This is a genomic window from Streptomyces sp. NPDC059851, assembly GCF_042732005.1.
In the GTDB taxonomy this organism is placed as follows: Bacteria; Actinomycetota; Actinomycetes; order Streptomycetales; family Streptomycetaceae; genus Streptomyces.
Map to the genome: position 1 here is coordinate 1 of NZ_JBHWJJ010000153.1, position 19,173 is coordinate 19,173.

The window sequence follows — 19,173 nt, forward strand, 5'->3', positions numbered from 1 at the left end:
TCTTACCCCCCGGGGTGGGGGGGGGGCCCGCCCATCCCCCGCGGCCCCCCGCGCTCGCTCCGTCCCTCCGAACAACCGGCAAGTACAGGAGCCCTCCTGATGTACCGACGCTCCGCCGCGGCTGCTGTTCTGCTGGCCGCAGCCCTGACCCTGACCGCCTGCAGCTCCGACGGGGACGGCAGGTCCGACGAGGCCGCCGAGCCCAAGCCGCCGGCCGCCTCGTCGGTCCCGGACCCGGCGGACGCCACCGGGACGCCCCCGTCGCCGGGCGCGAAGCCGACGGGCCCCGTCCTCCCGGACGCGAAGCTCACCCCGAAGACGGGCAGCTTCACGGACAAGGAGAAGAAGTACCTCAGCGGCCGGGTGCCCGAGAAGATGGACCCGGCGGCCTTCCTGCAGACCGGTCAGGAGTCCTGCCAGCGGGTGGAGCGCACGGCCAAGCGCGACAAGGACGCGGCGACGGGGGCCGTCATCACCGGCGAGATCCCCGACGCGACGAACGCGATCAACCACCTGTGCCCGGAGCAGAAGCCGATCCTGGCCGCCGCCGAGAAGGGCTTCCCCGACGGCACCCGCCCGGCGCCCGCCCAGGGCACCTACCGGGCGCTGACCACCCAGGGCACGGCCTGCACCTGGCAGGTCAAGGGCAAGGACGGTGCGGTGCTGGCCTCCGGCCCCGAGACCCCCCCGAAGCCCGGTGACAAGATCACGGCAGCGATCCCGGCGGGCGCGGCGGAGTTCACCTCCACCGGCTGCTACGCCTGGATCCCCGCGTAACGCGCCCCCGCACCACCACCAGCGCCCCCGCCGGGCCCGGACCACCGGGCCGGGCGGGGGCGCGCTTCGTCCGGCCCCGCACTGCACGGCCCGACCGCGGCCCGGCCCGGACGCAGGGGCCGGCCCCCACGCGGTGGCCTTCGTCTACGGGCAGTCACCGGCCGGGAGCCAGCGGGCCGGGTCCGTGCCCCAGCGCGAGGGTCCTGCGGGCCAGTCGCCCGGGCCCGCGGCCAGCGGCGGGGCCGCGTACCGCAGGGCGCCGTACGCCGACGGGATCTCGCGCAGCCACGGTCCGGGCCCGTACGCCCCGGGCCGGTCGGCGGCACCGGCGCAGACGCCGCCGGCCCCCGCGGACCCGCCGGAGACCGACGGCTGCCGGGGCACCTCCCGGACCAGCCAGGACGCCGTCCCGGCCAGTGAGAACCGCAGCACCCGCCCGCCGCCCTCCGCCAGCGCGCGCAACACCCCGGCGGCCAGCAGGTACCCCGTCCCGTGGTCCAGCGCCTGCGCGGGCAGTACCCCCGGTGCCCCGTCGGCGCCGGCCTCGGCCGCGGCGATCCCGTACCCCGCCTGGACGAGCGAGTCGAAGCCCCGCCGCCCCGCCCACGGACCGCGCCACCCCCAGGCGCACACCTGGGCCACCACCAGCCCCGGCCGCCGCGCCACGAGGTCCCCGGCGGACAGGCCGTACCGGTCGAGGGCCCCGGGCCGGTACCCCGCGACCAGCACGTCGGCCCCCGCCAGCAGTTCCTCGAAGACCTCGCGGTCCGCCCGGTCGGCGAGGTCGAGGCACGCCGAACGCTTCCCGAAGCCGGTGTCGGCGTGGGCGTCGTCCGCCTCGGGCAGCGCGGGCGGGTCGACGCGCAGGACGTCGGCGCCGAGCAGTCCCAGCGTGCGGGTGGCGACCGGCCCGGCGATCACCCGGGTCAGGTCGAGCACCCGGATCCCGGAGGCGGGCTGCCGGCCCGGCCCGAGCCGTCGGCCGCGTCCGCCGGTCTCCCGTACCTCCACCAGGGGCTGCGGCGCCCCGAACCCGTGGGTCACGGCCACCGCCAGCCCGCCCGCCGCGTACACGGCGTCCTGCACCTCGACGGCCTTCCGCCCGGCGAGCTCCGCCCGCAGCCGCTCCGGCGTCAGTCCGCCGGCCCCGGCGCCGGCCCCGAGCGCGCGCTCCAGCGCGGCCCGGTGGTGCGGATAGTTGGCGTGCGTGCGCAGCCACCCGTCGGCGGTGCGCCAGAACCCCGACAGCGGCGCGAACGACACCGGGGCCCGCCCGTCGACCCGCAGGTGCCGCTCGCTCGTGAACGCGGTCGACACGGCTCCCTCGTCGACCACCAGGCCGGGCAGGTCCGCCACCGCCCTTCCGGCCCGTACGGCCGCCAGTTCGGCGGCGGCCAGGGAGCAGGCCCCCACCGTCGCCCGTGCCAGTCCGCGCACCGGCAGCCGCGCCGATCCCAGCGCCCCGGTGCCCCGGTACCGCACCCGCCCGCTCAGCCCGGGCGCGCCGCCGAGCGCCGTCCAGGCCTGCCGGGTCGCCGCGTCCCCGTCGTCATCTATGATCATGCGCTCATTCTGGGCCGCGGAGGCCCGGCCGTCAGCCGTAGGCGATGGCGCAGCCGCGGCGCAGCGCATGTTCGGCGGCCCCCAGGTACAGCGCGGTGAAGTAGGCGGCGTCCAGGTCGTCCCGCCAGGCTCCGGCTTCCTCAGCCGCGTCCTGCCGCACGGCCGGGCGGGAGAACCAGTTCGTCAGCGCGAGGGGCCCGCCGTCCCGCGGCACCCGGTCCGGGAGCCCCAGCACCCCGGCCAACCGCCGGCCGGCCTCCGCCGTGCGGTGGGCGCTGCGGACCCGGGCCCCGTCGCCGTCGAGCTCGGCCGGGACCGCCAGTCGGATGACGCCGTGGAAGTCGACCGGCACCAGTACGTCCCAGTCCAGCAGGGCCTCTTGGCACCGCCATTCGGCGGGCTGCGCCCGGCACAGCGCCTCCAGGCCGTCGTACGGCCGGTTCACCTTCTCCTCGAACCGGTCGGGCGGTCCCTCCGGCCGCGCCGGCCGCTTCCGCCGGCCGAAGCGGCCCAGCAGCCCGGACGGGCCCGACCGGGCGTGCGGACCGGCCTCCCGCCCGCCGCCCGCCGTCGGTTGCGGGGCGGTCGGGGTGAAGGCGCCGAGCCCCCGCCGCGCCAACTCCCCGTCGAGCGCGGCGCCGAGCGGTCCCCGTACCTCCCCGTCCGTCCAGTCGTCGGCGTCCACGGACACCACGTAGATCCCCATGGGCCCAGGCTAGGCCGGGCCACCGACAACGGCCGGCGGTTCAGCGGCGCAGCGCGGCCCCGTAGACGGGCAGCAGGGTGTCGAGGACGGCGTCCATGGAGAAGGACTCCGCCGCCAGGGTCCGGGCCGCCCGGGAAGCGGCCGCGTTCGCCGCCGGGTCCAGCAGGGACAGGACCGCCGGAGCCACGCCCGCCGGCCCCGGCTCGACGGCGAGCCCGGCGCCCGCCGCAGCGACGTCCTTGGCCAGCCCGTTGGAGTGGGTCACCACCGTCGGGACGCCCACGGCGAGGGCCTCCAGCACCGACATGGGGAACGGCTCGTCCACCGACGGCAGCACGTACACGTGGGCCCGCCGCAGCTCCGCCCGTACCTCGGCGCTGGTCAGCGCCCCCGGCACGGTGAACCGGTCGGTCAGGCCGAGCTCCGCGATGCGGGCCAGGACCGCGGCCCGCTCGCCCTCGTCGGGGCCCGCGACCACGAACTCCGCGTCCGGGTGCGCGGCCAGGACGGCCGGGGCCGCGTCGACGAAGTCCACCGGGCGCTTGCGCGCGTGGAGGCGGGCCGAGTACAGGATGCGCGGCGGGCCGCTCGCGGCCGGACGGGCTTCCTGCGCCGGGGTGCCGTTGACGAGCCGGACCGCACCCGGCAGCGGACCGCCGACGACGGCGTCGAGCGCGTCGCGCTCGTACGGGGTGAGGTACAGCACCGCGTCGGCGCCGCGCAGCAGCCGGCGTACGGCCAGCGCGTCGAGGACCTTGGCGAGCAGCTTGCCGCTCGGGTCCACCATGCCGTGGGTCTGGAGCACGAGCGGCCGCCCGGCGCGCAGGGCCGCCAGGGCCACGGGCAGGGTGACCAGGTCCCGGGCCAGGTGGACGTGGACCACGTCGGCGTCCCGTACGAGACGTCCGGCCGAGGCCAGCAGGGCGGGCGAGGTGATGCCGCTGAAGCCGAGGGGGAGCAGCCGGCGGGCCGGGAACAGCCGCGCGGGAACGCCCTCCACCGAGGTGGGCCAGGGGTCGCCGAAGCCCTCGCCGAGGGCCACCAGGCCGGCCTCGTGGCCGCGCGCCCGCAGCCCTCCGGCGAGGTTGAGCGCGACCCGCACCGGCCCGCCGAAGGCGTTCGCGGGGGAGTGCAGGGTGACGGCGTGCAGGACTCTCACTTCGGCTCCTCCACCGGGCGGCGCTGCCCGTCCAGGGTCTGCAGGGTCAGCGCGGGGAGGTCCTTGTGGACCACCGATCCGGCGCCCGCCACCGCGCAGCGGCCGACGTTGACCCCGGCCAGCACGGTCGCCCGTACCGCCACCCACGCCCCGTCCTCGACGGTGATCGGCGCGTTGCGGTAGCGGAAGTCCGCGGCGCGGTGGTCGTGGGAGCCCGTGCACAGCATGGCCTCCTGCGAGATGCACACGTGCGACCCGATGGTGACCGGTTCCAGGTTGAGGACCCAGGCCCCCTCGCCGATCCACGTGTGGTCGCCGACGGTGAGTTTCCACGGCCACAGCACCCGCACCCGGTGGCGTATGAGGACGCCGTCGCCGATCCGCGCGCCGAACGCGCGCAGCAGCGCCACCCGCAGCCGGGCGGGGCAGAACCACGCCATGAACACCGTGTTCATCACGGCGAACCAGAGCGCCTGGGTCAGCAGCCCGCGCCCCTTGTCGTATCCGGCCAGCGTGAAGGCAGGAAGATCACGCAACGCTTGCCCCTCGTCGTTCCACCCCGGCCGCGCCTCCCCGGCGCGGCCCGCTCAGACTAGACTGCGCGCGGACCAGGCACATGGGGTGGGGGCAGCAGTGGCAACGGAGATACGCAACCCCCTCCTGGCGGCGTTCCGGCCGGAAGCGCGCAACCCCTTCGAGGAGGCGGACGCGAAGCGCTGGGGCCGGGTCACCAGCCCCCGCACGCTGCTCTCGCGCGCGCTGTCCGTCCCGCTCATCCTCGGTTTCACCGTCTTCCTGCCGCTGTTCGTCGCCAGCCAGTCCGGCGACGGCCAGCGCGACGCGGCCTTCTGGCTCCAACTCCTGCTCACCATGTACGCGGGCGCCCGGCTCTCGGCGATGGTGCTGACCAGCCGCCGCAAGCTGCTCCAGGGCTCCTTCTGGCTCTTCGTCTACATGGCGATGGGGGTGGCCCCGCTCGCCCAGGCGGTCCTGGGCCGGGTGCCCACCCCGGTGGTCGGTCCCCGCTCCGACCTCACCGTGGCCATCGGCCTGGTCCTGCTCGGCTGCACCGCGTTCGACGTCGGTGTGCTGCTGGCCCGTCACCGGCCCGCCGGGCGGGCGGGCGGCTCCCGCAAGGAGCGCCGTCCGGCGATGGCGCACCGGCGCCGCCTCCAGCTGCTGACCGTGCTGGCCTTCTTGTGCAGCGGCGTCTTCATCCTCAAGCTCGGCGGCCCGGCGGTGTTCTTCTCCAGCCGCCAGGAGATCATCGCGGGCATCGAGGAGGCGGGCGTCTCCAACGGCGACGGCCAGGCCGGGCAGGCGTTCCTGCGCGGCTTCGGCACGGTGCCGGCGCTGCTCGCCCTGCTGCTGTACACGCGGTGGCTGATCACTTCGAAGTACGCCCGGCGCAAGGTGTCGATCATCGTGACCTGGGGGGCGCTGTGCGCGCTGAACCTGGTCGTCAACAACCCGATCTCGAACCCGCGCTACTGGTTCCTGACCGTCATGTTCGCGCTGCTCTTCACCGTCTTCCCGGTGAGCGCCGCGATGTACCGGGTCGCGCTGTCGATGGCGGTGGTGGTGGCCCTGCTGCTGTTCCCCTTCGCGGACCGCTTCCGGTACGACGAGAAGAACTACAGGCCGGTCGAGACGACCTCGTTCCTGGAGCCGCTGGCGCTCAAGGACTACGACCAGATCGGCATGTTCGCGAACACGATCACCTTCTCCGAGTCGGGGCCCGGCCACTACTACGGCCGCCAGCTCGCGGGATCGGTGTTCTTCGCGGTGCCGCGCTCGGTCTGGCCCGGGAAGCCGCGGGACACCGGCGTGATGGTCGGCCAGTGGATGGGCACGGTCAACACCAACCTCTCCTCCCCGATCTGGGCGGAGCTGTGGATCGACTTCGGCCCCCTGGGCATGGGTGCGGGGCTGTTGGGCATGGGGTACGCGGCCGCGCGCGTGGACCGGCGCTACGCCAAGCGGGCCACCCGCCGGGCGCCCCCGGGCAGCCTGATCTCGGTGGTCGTCCCGCTGGTCGCCGGGTACTCGTTCATCCTGCTGCGCGGGCCGCTGCTCCAGGCCTCGGGCCGGGTGGCGATCGCGGCGCTGTGCCTGGCGCTCGTGGCGACGTACCGGACGGACAAGTCCACCACCCTGCGCTGACCGGCCAGGTCGTCCCTGCCGGGGCGGTGGGCCGGGGTCACCTCGACTCGACGTGCAGCAGCATGCGCTTGAGGAGGGCCGAGAGCGCGGCGCGGTCCGCGTCGTCGAGCGGCTCGACCATCTCCGCCTCGGCGAGGCCGCGCCAGCGCATGGCCTCGCTCCACCGCTTGTGCCCGGTGCCGGTCAGCTCGACGTCGACGCGGCGGCGGTCGCCCTCGGCGCGGACCCGGCGGATCAGCCCCGACCTCTCCAGGCTGTCGAGGCGGCCGGTCATCCCGGCGGGGGAGAGAAGCAGTTCGGCGGCGAGTTCGGCGGACGGGGCGCGCCAGGGCTTACCGCGGGAGGCGAGCCGGTGCATGGTCTCGAACTCGAACTCCTGCAGCCCGGTCTCGGCCAGGGCCCGCTCCTTGCCGTACTTGACGTGCTTGGCCAGCAGTTGGATCCGGGTGATGACCCCCTCGGTGGGCACGTCGAAGGGCACCTTGCCGCTCCAGCGGGCGATGTGGCGGTCTACTGAGTCCTCGGGGTCCGCTGCGTCCATGGCGGAAGTATCGCACCACCACGCGGATATTTCGTTGACGAATGATTCGCTGGCGAAATAGCCTCGCTGTCATGACCTCGTCGATCCGGCGGCTCCTCGCCGGCCGCACCGCCGCGGCCCTCGCCACCGCCCTCATCCCCACCACCCTCACCCTGGCCGTCGTGCCCACCGGTTCGGCCGGAGACCTCGGCGTCGTGCTCGCGAGCGAGCTGCTGCCGATGCTGCTCCTGCTGCCCGTCGCCGGAGTCGTCGCCGACCGCCACCCCGCCCGGCGGGTCGTGCTCGCCGCCGACCTGGTCCGCGCCGCCGCCCAGGCCGCCACCGGAATCCTGCTGCTCACCGGCCCCGTGCGGATCGGCTGGCTCGCCGTGCTCGCCGCGGTCACCGGAGCCGGCGTCGCCTTCGGCAACCCCTCCGTCCGCACCCTCGTCGCCACCGTCGTCCCGGCCCCGGACCGGCTGCGCGTCAATTCCCGGCTGGCGGTGGCCGGTGGCCTCGCCCAGATCGCCGGACCCGCCGCGGCCGGCGGCATGATGCTGGCCCTGGGGGCCGGCTGGTCCTCCCTCCTCACCGCCGCACTGTTCGCCGCCTCCGCGCTCACCCTCGGCGGACTGCGCCCCACCGCCGAGGCCCCGGGCTCCGCTGGTTCTGCCGGCGGCCCCGCGGCCCGGGCCGGTTTCGCCGCCGAACTGCGGGGCGGTTGGGCCGAGGCCCGGCGCCACCCGTGGTTCCTCGCCAATGTCCTCGCGCACGGGGTCTGGCACTTCGCCGCCGGGCTGCTGCTCGCCCTCGGGCCGCTGATCGCCGTGGAGAGCCTGGGCGGGGCCGGCTCCTGGGTCGTCATCGCCCAGGCGGGCACGGTCGGGATGCTCGTCGGGGTCTGGGCGGCCGGCCGGCTGCCGATCCGTAGCCCGCTGCACGGCGTGGCCGTCGGGGCCGCCGTGCAGGCCCTGCCGCTCGCCGCCCTCGCGCTGCGGCTGCCGTTGGCGGTGACGGCCGCCGCCCACTGCGTCGCGTTGTTCGGGCTGGGGGTGCTCAGCCCCCTGTGGGAGACCGAGTTGCAGCGCCGCATCCCGCTGGAGGCGCTGGGCCGGGTCGGCTCCCTCGACTCCCTCATCTCGTTCGCGGTCCGCCCGGTGGGCCTGGCGGCGGCCGCCCCGCTGGCGGGGGTCACGGGGACCGCGGCGCCGCTGCTGGCCGCCGCCGCACTGACTGCCGCCGCGAACCTCGGGGTGCTGCTCCTTCCGGACATCCGCCGGCAGTCGGTGGACCGGGATCCCGTCCGCACCCTGCGATGATGTGGCCTTCGTACGCACGTGCCTCACCCGCGCACGTGTGCCGCCGCCGGGATCAGGGGTACGCATGTCACGTTTCGGAGCCGCGCTGCGGGAGCTGCGCGGGGCGCAGAAGTCGGCGAAGGGGGTCTCGCTCTACTCGCGGTACGTCAACCGGCCCGCGGGGCGGTACCTGGCGGCCTCCTGCTACGTCCTCGGACTGACCCCGAACCAGGTGACGCTGGTCAGTGCCGCCTTCAGCTTCGCTGCCGTGGCCGCCGTCGCCCTGGCCGCGCCCTCCTGGGGGCTGGGGGTCGCCGTGTGGGCGGCCCTGGCCGTCGGCTTCGCCTTCGACTCCGCCGACGGGCAGCTGGCCCGACTGCGGGGCGGGGGCAGCGCGGCCGGCGAATGGCTGGACCACGTCGTGGACTGCGCCAAGCTGACGGCGCTGCACACCTGCGTGCTGATCGCCTTCTACCGCTTCCCCGAGGCGTACGGGACGGGCGGCGCGGGCTGGCTGCTGGTGCCGCTGGGCTTCCAGTTCGCCGCGATCGTCACCTTCTTCGGGGGGCTGCTGACCGAGAAGCTCAAGCCCAAGCCGGCCCCCGGCAGCCCCGCCGCCGCGCCGTCGACGCTGCGCGCGGTGGCGTTGCTGCCCGTGGACTACGGGGTGTTCTGCCTGGTCTTCCTGCTGCTCGGCGGGGCGCCGTTCCGCTGGGCCTACGCCGGGCTGGGCGCCGTCGCGGGGCTGTTCCTGCTGGCGTTCCTCGCGAAGTGGTTCCGGGAGCTCAGCGCCGTTCCGCGGTGACGGACTCCGAGGGCGGTTCGGCGAGCGCGTCCAGGGCCCGGCGCAGCTGGGTGCTGGACGTGTGCACCGTGTACGGGAAGTACACGACGTCGACGCCGACGGCCGCGAAGTCCCGCTCCAGCTTGTGCCCCTTGGGGGTGCCCCGCCAGTCGTCGCCCTTGAAGAGCACGTCGAAGCGGACCTGCTTCCAGGTCTCCACCTTGTCCGGAACCGTCTCGACGAACGCGGCGTCCACGTACTTCACGCTGCGGACGATCTCCAGCCGCTCCACCAGCGGGATCATCGGGCGGCGCCCCTTGGCCAGTTCGGCCATCTCGTCGGACACCACGCCGGCCACCAGGTAGTCGCACTGACTCCGGGCGTGCCGGAGGATGTTGAGGTGTCCGATGTGGAAGAGGTCGTACGCGCCCGGCGCATAGCCGACTCGATACGGTCTGCGCGCCCCAGCGCCAAGTTCGGACATGTCCCGCTCCGTCATGAGTTACCCCCCAGCAACCACACCCCCCGGTGTGGTGGATTAGCAGACAATAGCGTGCACGTTCCGCGGCGTGCCGGTGAACGAATAGGGTGACGTGCGCATCATCCTGGGGAGAAGGGGACCTCACGTGTCCACATCCGGTCACCGGCGCTTGCTGCTGGTTTCCACCAATTACGCTCCCGAGCACGCGGGAATCGGTCCGTACGCCACCCAGATCGCGGAGCACTGGGCGGATCTCGGCCACGAGACGCACGTCCTCGCCGGCATGCCGCACTACCCGTCGTGGTCGCTCGAACCGGAGTACAAGGGCGCACTGCGGCGCACGGAACGGCGCGCGGGAGTCACCGTGCACCGGCGCGCGCACACCGTGCCCGCCGTCCAGACCGCCGTGAAGCGGGCCCTGTTCGAAGGATCGATTCTCCTTCACGGCGCCGCGGCCCCGCCCCGGATGCCCCGACCGCACGCGGTCATGGCCCAGATGCCCAGCCTGGCCGGCGGCGTGCTCGCCGCCCGCCTCGCCGCGAAGTGGAAGGTCCCCTTCGTCCCGGTCGTACAGGACCTGATGGGCGCCGCCGCGGCGCAGAGCGGCATCAGCGGCGGTGACAAGGCCGCCGCCCTCGCCGGGCGCGCGGAGGCCTACGCCCTGAAGCGGGCCACCCTCGTCGGCGTCATCCACGAAACCTTCGTCGACCGGGTCGTCGGCATGGGCGTGGACCCGAGGAAGATCCGCCTGGTGCCCAACTGGTCCCACGTCCCCCAGCCGACCAAGCCGCGCGGCGAGACCCGCCACCACCTCGGCTGGGCGCCCGGCCAGACCGTCGTGCTGCACTCCGGCAACATGGGACTCAAGCAGGGCCTGGAGGTCCTCGTCGGTGCCGCCCGGCTGGACCCGAGCGTCCGTTTCGTCCTCATGGGCGACGGCAGCCAGCGCCCCGCCCTGGAAGCCCTGTCGGCCGACGTCCCGAACCTGGACATCATCCCCCCTGCCGCCGACGGAGAGTTCCCGGATATCCTCGCGGCGGCGGACGTACTCGCCGTGACACAGCATGCGGCCGTGCTCGACATGAGCGTGCCGTCCAAACTGACCTCCTACTTCCAGGCCGGCCGTCCCGTCGTCGCCTCCGTGGCGGCGGAAGGCGGCACCGCCCAGGAAGTGGAACGTTCGGGCGCAGGGGTGCTCGTACCGCCGGAGGACCCCGAGGCCCTGCTGAAGGCCGTACGGGTCCTGGCCGAGGACCCCGAGGGCGCGGACGCACTGGGGGCGGCCGGGCCCCGCCACGTGGCGGCCCACCTGAGCCGTGACGCGGGCCTGGCCCGCATCGACGCACTGATAGACGAAGCACTTGGGGGTCCGCAGCCGTGATCGAGACGAACCGCCCCGCAGCGGTCCCGGCCGAGGACGAACCCGACCTCCTCCGGGACCAGTTCCGCCAGCTCCTGCGCTACCGACGGCTCATCGGCGCGGGCATAGGCGTCGGACTGCTGGGCGGTGTCTACCTCGGCATCTCCACCGCCGACACGTACGTCGCGACCACGGACGTGGTCCTGCGCGCGCCCACCGACGACCCGTTCAACCCCAGCCTCGCCCCCGACAAGGCGATCAACATCGGCTCGGAGCGCCAGGTCGCGCTCTCCAGCTCCATCGCCAACGAGGCCGCCAAGAAGCTCGGCGTGTCCTCGAAGGACTTCGCCGAGCTGCGGGCCGGACTCCAGGTGACCAACCCGCCCCAGACCATGGTGCTGCGCTTCACCTACACCGCCTCCTCCCCCAAGGAGGCCGCGAAGCGCGCCAACGCGATGACCGACGCCTACCTGCTCAAGCGGCAGGAGGCGCTCGACGTCACCCGAGACAAGATGGTCAAGGGCTACCAGGAGCAGCGCGACCCCGTCGCCAAGCAGCTCGACGAACTCGTCAAGCAGATCAACGGCATGCCGGCCGGCCCGGCGCGCGACGCCGCGTACTCCTCCAAGACCGACCTGCAGAGCAAGGTCAACACCCTCAACAGCAACATAGCCAAACTCCAGGCCCTGGACATGACCCCCGGCCGGGTCACCAGCGCCGCCACCCCGCCCAGCGACGGCGACGGGCCCGGCATCCCCATGTCCCTCGCCCTCGGCGCCGCCGTGGGCCTCGCCCTTGGCCTGCTCGCCGCCTGGGTCCGGCTCGTCTTCGACCCGGCGCCGCGCTCCGAGGGCGATGTCGCGCGCGCCCTGCGCGCCCCCGTCCTGGGCTCCCTGCCGCGGGACAAGAGCGCCGGCGGGCCGCTGCTCGCGGCCGGCGAGGAGGACCCCCGCCTCGCGGAGGAGTTCCGCCAGGTCGCCTTCCGGCTCGCCTACGACGCCCGCTTCGCCGACCGGCGCCGGCTGCTCGTCGTCGCCCCGCGCGGCAGCAGCGAGATCGCCGCCGCCGTGGCCGTGAACCTGGCCGCCTCCTTCGCCGAGACCGGGAAGGACGTCCTGCTCATCGAAGCCGATCTGCGCACCCCGGTCCTGGCCAGCCAGCTGCCCACCGACGCGGGCGGCCGTCCGCGCTGGAGCCAGATGCCGGGCGCCCCCGCCCAGGGCGACTCCGACTGGCCCGACGGGCGCCAGCTCGTCGTGGACGCCGGCGAGTCCGGCGCCTTCGACCTGATCCCCGGCGACCGCGTCCGCAACGTGGCCCGCGCGCTGACCTCCCCGCGCGCCACCCGGCTGATCTCCGAGGCCGACTCGCCCAACTCCACCGTCGTGGTGCTCGCCCCGCCCGTCCTGTCGTACGCCGACGCCCTCGCCCTCGTCGACCGCGTCGACGGCGTCCTCGTCGTCTGCGACCCGCGCGCCGTGCACCGCAGCGACCTGTCCCGGATCCGCGAGCTGATCACCGGCGCCGGCGGCACCGTGCTCGGCGCCGTCGTGCACGCCCCGCTGCCCGTCGAGAAGCGCGGTCGCGGCGGCAAGTCCGAGGGCGGCTCCCCGGCTCCGGCCCCGGCGCCCGCGCCCCGGCCGCAGCCCCAGCCGCAGCCGCTCACCCGGCAGCCGGCCGGGCAGGACCAGCACATCCCCGGTGACGGCACCGACACCGTGGCGCTGCGCACGGTCCGCATGGGCAACAGGTGAGCCGGCGGGGCCTCGCCGCCGTCTCCTCGGTCCTGGACCAGGCCGCCTCCAGCGCCACCAACATCCTCGTGCTGGTGCTGGCCGCCCGGCTGTCCTCCGCCGCCGGCTTCGCCGACTTCTCGATGGTGTACGTGGCGTTCAGCGTGCTCCTCGGGCTGAACATGGCGTACGTCGGCCAGACGGTGGTCCTGGAGAAGGACGGCGACCGGCTCGGCACCGTGTGCCGCTCGGCGGTCGGGTTCACCGCGGCCGCCGCGGCCGCCGCCGGCGCGGTCCTCGCCGTCACGGGCCTGGCGCTGCCCGGCGCCGTCGGGTGGGCCTTCCTCGCCCTGGGCCTGGTCCTGCCGCTCGTCCTCGTCCAGGACGGCCTGCGGTACTGCTTCTCCGCGCTGCGCACCCCCGAGCGGGCCCTCGCCGCGGACGCACTGCGGCTGGTGTGCGTCGTGGGCGCCCTGCTCGCCCAGCCCGAAGGGGCCCCGCCCGGGCGACTGGTGCTGGTGTGGGGGCTGTCCGCGCTCCCGGCCCTGGGGCTGGGCCTGCTGCTGCTCCGCCCGTACGTGCGCGGGGCGCGGGCCGACCTGCGCCCGTACCTGCGGCGCGGCCACCTCGGGCAGCGGTTCGTGGTGGAGTTCGCCGTCGGCAACGGTTCCAGCCAGCTCGCGGTCCTCGGCCTCGGCGTCTTCGGCACGCCGCTCGCGGTGGGCGCGCTGCGCGGCGCCACCACCCTCTTCGGGCCGTTGAACGTCCTGTTCAACTCCGCGAACGCCTTCGGTCCGCCGGTGGTCGGCCGGGCCCCCGGCAAGCGGGGCGTGCTCCGGCTGACCCTGCTGATGGGCGTCGCGCTCGCGGTGCTCGGCGCCGGCTGGGCGGCCGTGCTGTACGCGCTGCCCGACACCCTGGGCCGGCAGCTGCTCGGGGACACCTGGGGGGCGGCGGCCGCACTGCTGCCGGCGACCGGTGCCCAGTACGCGGTGATGGGCCTGGGCACGTGCGCCCTGCTCACCCTGCGGGTGCTCGACCCGAAGGCCACGCTCTCCCTCCAGGTGGTGTTCTCCCTGTTGTCGGTGGCGTTCCTGCTCGGCGGCTACGCGGCCTTCGGCGTCGCCGGCGCGGCCTGGGGCCTGGCGGCGGGCTCCGCACTCAAGGCCGCGGCCGGCTGGCTGCGGGCGGCCCGCCTCAGGGTGCCCGCCGAGCAGGTGGCGGCGGCCGCCTGACCCGCGTCCCACTGCGGCCGCAGGGGCCGCAGGAGGCGCAGGGGCCGCAAGGGGGGCCCGCCCCCGTTCCGCGCCCCGTCAGTCCGCCACCCGCAGCAACAGCACCGACCGCGCCGGCACCGTGAGCGTCTGACCGCCGCGGTGCCGGGTGCCAGGCGGCGCGGCCTGGTCCTCCCGCGCGGTGTCCAGCAGCAGCTCGTACTCCTGCGCCCACGGCGGCCCCGGCAGCAGCCAGGACAGCGGCCGGTCCCCCGCGTGCAGCAGCGCGAGGAAGCTGTCGTCGCCGACCTGCCGGCCCCGTGCGTCCCGCCCCGGGATGTCCCGCCCGGACAGGTACATGCCGAGGGCGGCGGTCGGTGCGTACCAGTCCCGCTCCGTCATCTCCTGGCCCGCCGGGGTGAACCAGGCCAGGTCCCGCAGCCCGTCCGCGCCGTGGGCACGGCCCGAGAAGAACGCCCGCCGGCGCAGCACCGGGTGTCGGCGGCGCAGCGCCACCAGACGCTCCGTCAGCGTGCACAGCTCCCGCCACGCCGGATCGTCCAGCAGCGACCAGTCCACCCAGCCCGTCTCGTTGTCCTGGCAGTACGCGTTGTTGTTGCCGCCCTGGGTCCGCCCGAACTCGTCGCCCGCCACCAGCATCGGGACCCCCGTCGACAGCAGCAGCGTGGTCAACAGGTTGCGCAGCTGCCGCCGCCGGAGCCGGCGGATCCGGGCGTCGGCCGTCTCGCCCTCCGCCCCGCAGTTCCACGAGCGGTTGTCGTTGGTGCCGTCCCGGCCCGCCTCGCCGTTGGCCTCGTTGTGCTTGCGCTCGTACGACACCAGGTCCCGCAGGGTGAAGCCGTCGTGGGCGGTCACGAAGTTCACCGAGGCGTACGGCCGCCGCCCGCCCCACGCGTACAGGTCGCTCGACCCCGACAGCCGGTACCCCAGGTCCCGTACGTCGGGCAGCGCGCCCCGCCAGAAGTCCCGCACGGCATCCCGGTAGCGGTCGTTCCACTCCGTCCACAGCGGCGGGAAGGCCCCCACCTGGTAGCCGCCCGAGCCCACGTCCCACGGCTCGGCGATCAGCTTCACCCGCCGGAGGACCGGGTCCTGGGCGATCACCGCGAGGAACGGCGAGAGCATGTCCACGTCGTGCATGGACCGGGCCAGCGCCGCCGCCAGATCGAAGCGGAAACCGTCCACGCCCATCTCCGTCACCCAGTACCGCAGGGAGTCCGTGATCAGGCGCAGGACGTGGGGACGGCCCGCGTGCAGGGTGTTCCCGCAGCCGGTGTAGTCGGCGTAGCGGCGCTGGTCGGACTGGAGCCGGTAGTAGCCCCGGTTGTCGATCCCGCGCAGCGAAAGGGTCGGGCCCAGCTCGCCCGCCTCCGCCGTGTGGTTGTAGACCACGTCGAGGATGACCTCGATCCCCGCCGCGTGCAGCGCCTTCACCATCCGCTTGAACTCGCCGACCTGCTGCCCGGCCGTACCGGACGAGGAGTAGCCGGCGTGCGGGGCGAAGTAGCCGATCGAGTTGTAGCCCCAGTAGTTGCGCAGCCCCCGGCGCAGCAGGTGGTCCTCGTGCGCGAACTGGTGCACGGGCAGCAACTCGACCGCCGTCACCCCGAGCCGGGTCAGGTGCTCGATCGCCGCCGGGTGGGCCAGGCCCGCGTACGTGCCGCGCAGCTCCTGCGGGATCCCCGGGTGGCGCATGGTGAACCCGCGCACGTGCAGCTCGTAGATGACCGAGTCGGCCCACGGGGTCTTCGGCCGGACGTCGTCCGCCCAGTCGTCGTCATCGTGGACCACCACCCCCTTGGGCACGTACGGCGCCGAGTCCCGGTCGTCGCGCACCGTGTCCGCGATGTACTGCTGCGGCCAGTCCCGGACGTGCGCGTACACCTCCGGGGGCAGGGCGAAGTCGCCGTCGACGGCCCGCGCGTACGGATCCAGCAGCAGCTTCGCCGGATTGAACCGGGCACCCGTCCACGGGTCCCAGCGGCCGTGCACCCGGAACCCGTACCGCTGACCGGGCCGCACACCCGGCAGGAAGCCGTGCCAGATCTCGTGCGTCAGCTCGGTGAGCGCGCACCGGGTCTCCGCCCCGTCCGCGTCGAACAGGCAGACCTCCACGGCCTCCGCGCCCTGCGCCCACAGCGCGAAGTTGGTGCCCGCCGTCCCGGCCGGCCCGGCCCTGAACCGGGCCCCCAGCGGGTGCGAGGACCCCGGCCACACCGGGGGCCCCTCGCGCGGCACGGCCCGCCGCACCGGCTCCCGGCCCTGCGCGACAACGCCCGGGGCCTCGACTGGCCCCACGGCGGCGGCATCCACCGCCTCTTGCTCGGCTGCGCTCGACACTGCCCGCCTCCACGGCTCCTGGGTACCGGCGGGGGCAGGGCTGTGCGGCCCGGGCGTCCCGGCCCGGTCCCGCCCCCGTCTGGTCCTTCTCACTGTTCTGCCCGGACAGTTCTCCCCGGAACGTGGCCCGCGGCCACGTTTCCCCCGGGAGGTCCGGTCGTTGGAGGGGGCGTGAGACTTCTGACGAGGCGGACAGGGGCGGGCTGGGCCGCCGTGGCGGCATGGGCGTGCCTGCTGGGCGGCCTGGCCGGATGCACCGGTGAGGTCCGCCCACCGGTCGAGATCGAGCTGCCCGGCAAACCCCGGTCGCCCGAGGAGGCCATTCGGATCACTCCCGAGGACAACGCCACGGGGGTCCCGGCCGAGGGCCCGCTGACCGTCCGCGTGCCCGAGGGACGCCTGGAGCGGGTCGTGGTCACCAAGGTCGAGGACGCCCAGGAGGAACGCGTCCCCGGCAGCATCGCCCCCGACGGTCTGAGCTGGAGCCCCGACGCGGAGGCCGGGAAGCTCGCCCTCGCCGCCAAGTACACCGTCGACGCGGTCGCCCGTGACGGCCACGACCGCCGCCAGGCCCGGCACACCACCTTCACCACCTACGTCCCCGGGGAGCGGTTCATCGGCTACTTCAAGCCGGAGAACCGCTCCACCGTCGGCGTCGGAATGATCGTGTCGTTCAACTTCAGCCGGCCCATCGAGAACCGGGCGGAGGTGGAGCGGGCCATCACCGTCACCGCCGACCCGGCCGTGGAGGTCTCCGGCCACTGGTTCGGCCGCACCCGCCTCGACTTCCGGCCCAAGCAGTACTGGAAGCCGGGCACCGAGGTCTCCGTCAAGATGCGGTTGCGCGACGTCCAGGGCGCCCCCGGTGCATACGGCGTCCAGGACAAGACCGTCAGGTTCACCGTCGGCCGCTCGCAGGTCTCCACCGTGGACGCGGCCGCGCACACGATGGAGGTCCGCCGCGACGGACACCTCCTGTCCACCGTCCCCATCACCGCCGGCTCGCCCGAGAACACCACCTACAACGGGAAGATGGTGGTGATGGAGATGTTCGACGTCACCCGCATGAACGGCCAGACCGTCGGCTTCGGCGGCGAGTACGACATCCCGGACGTCCCGCACGCCATGCGGCTGACCACCTCCGGGACCTTTCTGCACGGCAACTACTGGGCCAGTCCCGATACCTTCGGCGCGACCAACGTCAGCCACGGCTGCATCGGGCTCCGCGACGACAGGGGCGGCGGCTCGGACAGCCCCGCCGGCTGGTTCTTCGACCGGACCCTGGTCGGGGACGTGGTGGAGGTCGTGAACTCCACGGACAAGACGGTGGCCCCGAACAACGGACTGGGCGGCTGGAACATGTCCTGGGCCGACTGGGTGGCCGGCTCCGCCATCGCCTGACGCCCGGGGTCCGCGGCCGGGCGGGCGGCGAGGGCCCGCGCACCGACACCGGCGTCGTCCGGTACGCGGGCGCCCTCACCGGCACCGTCAGCGGCGCCCCCGCCCGGGACACCGGCGCCGCCCGTCCGTATGTGGCTGCCGGGTCACGGTGACCGTCCCCCGCACCCGCGGGCGGTCCGGGGGCGGGATCCGAGACCTTGCAGGGGCGCTCGGCGACAAGGAGAAGGAGGAGCCGCTCCGCACGTCTTGGGACGGAACAGTGACATGACCGTTTCTCTTCGTGATATCTCCATGTGATTTCCTGTCGACAAGCGCGCGACCGTCCGCGCGCGGGGGACATGGGGAGAAGAGAAGAGTGAACCTGCAGCCGATACGCGGCCGCGCCCGCCGCACCGGCCTGCCGGCCCTCCTGCTGGGAGCGGCACTGCTGTTCACCAGCGCGTGCAGCGGCGGCGGCTCGGGCGGCGGTTCGGGGGCCGGCAACGGTGGCGGCGCCGCCGGGGGAGGCAAGGCCGGCAACGAGGCGTCGAAGGCCGTGGTCAGCGTCAAGCCGGACGACGGCTCCAAGGAGGTCGCCACCAGCGGCGTCCTGAAGATCACGAGCACCGGCGGCAAGCTCACGACCGTGACGGTCGCCGACACCAAGGGCAACGCGGTGGAGGGCAAGCTCGCCGCCGACGGTTCGAGCTGGGAGCCGGCGCGCCACCTGGCGGCGGCCACCGAGTACAAGGTGCACGCCGTCGCCAAGGACGAGGCGGGCCGGGAGTCCGCCAAGGACACCACCTTCACCACCCTCACCCCGAAGAACACCTTCGTCGGCCACTACACGCCGGAGGACGGCCAGACCGTCGGCGTGGGCATGCCGGTGTCGTTCAACTTCAGTCGCGGCATCACCAACACCGAGGCCGTCGAGAAGGCCATCACCGTCACGGCCGAGCCGTCGGTGCCGATCGAGGGCCACTGGTTCGGCAACGACCGCCTCGACTTCCGCCCGGAGAAGTACTGGGCCGCGGGCACCAAGGTCACCGTGAAGATCGCGCTCGACGGTGTCGAGGGCCGCCCCGGCGTCTACGGCAAGCAGACCCGTACGGTCACCTTCACCATCGGCCGCTCGCAGGTCTCCACGGTCGACGCGGCCGAACACACCATGCAGGTCGTCCGCGACGGCCAGGTCATCAAGAACATCCCGATCACCGCGGGCGCCCCGTCGACGACCACCTACAACGGGCAGATGGTCATCAGCGAGAAGTACAAGGTGACCCGGATGAACGGCGCGACCGTCGGCTTCGGCGGCGAGTACGACATCCCGGACGTCCCGCACGCCATGCGCCTGTCGAACTCGGGCACCTTCGTACACGGCAACTACTGGGCCTCCGCCGGCACCTTCGGCTCGACCAACGTCAGCCACGGCTGCGTCGGCCTGAAGGACAGCCGCGGCGGGAACGACGGCAACCAGCCCGCCGCCTGGTTCTTCAACGAGTCGCTCATCGGCGACGTGGTCGTCGTGAAGAACTCCAAGGACAAGCAGATCGCCCCCGACAACGGCCTGAACGGCTGGAACATGGACTGGGCGGAGTGGATCAAGTAGTCCCCGCCGCCGTGTAGTCGGACCGCCCCCGAAGTGGCCCGGTGCTGTGACCCACAGCACCGGGC

At 74.2% G+C, this 19,173-nt stretch carries 16 protein-coding genes; 9 read left to right on the forward strand and 7 right to left on the reverse strand.

The window, feature by feature from the left end:
- Nucleotides 1-99: 99 nt before the first annotated feature.
- Entirely contained in the window at nucleotides 100-777 is a 678-nt protein-coding gene (locus ACFV7Q_RS33490) for a hypothetical protein (protein ID WP_385434404.1), read from the forward strand.
- A 144-nt stretch (nucleotides 778-921) separates the two neighbouring features.
- Here ACFV7Q_RS33490 and ACFV7Q_RS33495 read toward each other — a convergent pair whose 3' ends face one another.
- Genes ACFV7Q_RS33495 through ACFV7Q_RS33510 form a run of 4 tightly spaced genes read right to left on the reverse strand, consistent with a single transcriptional unit; the run spans nucleotide 922 to nucleotide 4,741 of the window.
- Nucleotides 922-2,340, reverse strand: a complete 1,419-nt coding sequence (locus tag ACFV7Q_RS33495; protein WP_385434405.1) for a CoA transferase — start codon at nucleotides 2,338-2,340, stop codon at nucleotides 922-924.
- Nucleotides 2,341-2,371: 31 nt separating this feature from the next.
- Nucleotides 2,372-3,046, reverse strand: coding sequence for a hypothetical protein (locus tag ACFV7Q_RS33500; protein WP_385434407.1), 675 nt, complete (start codon nucleotides 3,044-3,046; stop codon nucleotides 2,372-2,374).
- Between the two features lie 40 nt (nucleotides 3,047-3,086).
- On the reverse strand, nucleotides 3,087-4,205 hold the full coding sequence (locus tag ACFV7Q_RS33505) for a glycosyltransferase (RefSeq protein ID WP_385434409.1): 1,119 nt from the start codon (nucleotides 4,203-4,205) through the stop codon (nucleotides 3,087-3,089).
- Nucleotides 4,202-4,741, reverse strand: coding sequence for a WcaF family extracellular polysaccharide biosynthesis acetyltransferase (locus tag ACFV7Q_RS33510; protein WP_385434411.1), 540 nt, complete (start codon nucleotides 4,739-4,741; stop codon nucleotides 4,202-4,204). Before ACFV7Q_RS33510 ends, ACFV7Q_RS33505 begins: the two co-directional genes overlap by 4 nt.
- A 97-nt stretch (nucleotides 4,742-4,838) precedes the next feature.
- Between ACFV7Q_RS33510 and ACFV7Q_RS33515 the strand changes: the two genes are divergently transcribed.
- A complete protein-coding gene (locus tag ACFV7Q_RS33515) occupies nucleotides 4,839-6,368 on the forward strand; it encodes a hypothetical protein (protein WP_385434413.1) in 1,530 nt (509 codons plus the stop codon).
- Between the two features lie 37 nt (nucleotides 6,369-6,405).
- On the opposite strand, the gene ACFV7Q_RS33520 is transcribed toward ACFV7Q_RS33515, so the two are convergent.
- Entirely contained in the window at nucleotides 6,406-6,909 is a 504-nt protein-coding gene (locus ACFV7Q_RS33520; RefSeq protein ID WP_385434415.1) for a MarR family winged helix-turn-helix transcriptional regulator, read from the reverse strand.
- Nucleotides 6,910-6,980: 71 nt separating this feature from the next.
- On the opposite strand from ACFV7Q_RS33520, the gene ACFV7Q_RS33525 reads away from it, so the two are divergent.
- Together ACFV7Q_RS33525 and ACFV7Q_RS33530 are read left to right on the forward strand one after the other, a co-directional pair.
- On the forward strand, nucleotides 6,981-8,207 hold the full coding sequence (locus ACFV7Q_RS33525) for an MFS transporter (RefSeq protein WP_385434417.1): 1,227 nt from the start codon (nucleotides 6,981-6,983) through the stop codon (nucleotides 8,205-8,207).
- 64 nt (nucleotides 8,208-8,271) lie between these two features.
- On the forward strand, nucleotides 8,272-8,991 hold the full coding sequence (locus tag ACFV7Q_RS33530; protein WP_385434419.1) for a CDP-alcohol phosphatidyltransferase family protein: 720 nt from the start codon (nucleotides 8,272-8,274) through the stop codon (nucleotides 8,989-8,991).
- Here ACFV7Q_RS33530 and ACFV7Q_RS33535 read toward each other — a convergent pair.
- On the reverse strand, nucleotides 8,972-9,454 hold the full coding sequence (locus ACFV7Q_RS33535; RefSeq protein WP_385434421.1) for an adenylyltransferase/cytidyltransferase family protein: 483 nt from the start codon (nucleotides 9,452-9,454) through the stop codon (nucleotides 8,972-8,974). The two genes, ACFV7Q_RS33530 and ACFV7Q_RS33535, sit on opposite strands and share 20 nt — an antisense overlap.
- 172 nt (nucleotides 9,455-9,626) lie before the next feature.
- Between ACFV7Q_RS33535 and ACFV7Q_RS33540 the strand changes: the two genes are divergently transcribed.
- From ACFV7Q_RS33540 to ACFV7Q_RS33550, 3 genes are read left to right on the forward strand one after another with little or no spacing between them, the layout of a single operon-like run.
- Complete coding sequence (locus ACFV7Q_RS33540; protein WP_385434429.1) at nucleotides 9,627-10,832, forward strand: glycosyltransferase family 4 protein; 1,206 nt, start codon at nucleotides 9,627-9,629, stop codon at nucleotides 10,830-10,832.
- Nucleotides 10,829-12,565, forward strand: coding sequence for a lipopolysaccharide biosynthesis protein (locus tag ACFV7Q_RS33545; RefSeq protein ID WP_385434423.1), 1,737 nt, complete (start codon nucleotides 10,829-10,831; stop codon nucleotides 12,563-12,565). Before ACFV7Q_RS33540 ends, ACFV7Q_RS33545 begins: the two co-directional genes overlap by 4 nt.
- Nucleotides 12,562-13,779, forward strand: coding sequence for a hypothetical protein (locus ACFV7Q_RS33550; protein ID WP_385434425.1), 1,218 nt, complete (start codon nucleotides 12,562-12,564; stop codon nucleotides 13,777-13,779). The genes ACFV7Q_RS33545 and ACFV7Q_RS33550 overlap by 4 nt, the downstream gene beginning before the upstream one ends.
- A 78-nt stretch (nucleotides 13,780-13,857) precedes the next feature.
- Here ACFV7Q_RS33550 and glgX read toward each other — a convergent pair whose 3' ends face one another.
- The gene (gene glgX, locus ACFV7Q_RS33555) at nucleotides 13,858-16,119 is read right to left on the reverse strand and encodes a glycogen debranching protein GlgX (protein WP_385434427.1); all 2,262 of its coding nucleotides are present in this window, start codon (nucleotides 16,117-16,119) and stop codon (nucleotides 13,858-13,860) included.
- A gap of 180 nt (nucleotides 16,120-16,299) precedes the next feature.
- Between glgX and ACFV7Q_RS33560 the strand changes: the two genes are divergently transcribed.
- Nucleotides 16,300-17,520 carry an Ig-like domain-containing protein gene (locus ACFV7Q_RS33560; RefSeq protein WP_385434431.1) on the forward strand — a complete coding sequence of 407 codons (1,221 nt, stop codon included), beginning with the start codon at nucleotides 16,300-16,302 and terminating at the stop codon, nucleotides 17,518-17,520.
- Between the two features lie 361 nt (nucleotides 17,521-17,881).
- Nucleotides 17,882-19,108 carry an Ig-like domain-containing protein gene (locus tag ACFV7Q_RS33565; protein WP_385434433.1) on the forward strand — a complete coding sequence of 409 codons (1,227 nt, stop codon included), beginning with the start codon at nucleotides 17,882-17,884 and terminating at the stop codon, nucleotides 19,106-19,108.
- The last annotated feature ends 65 nt before the right edge of the window (nucleotides 19,109-19,173 follow it).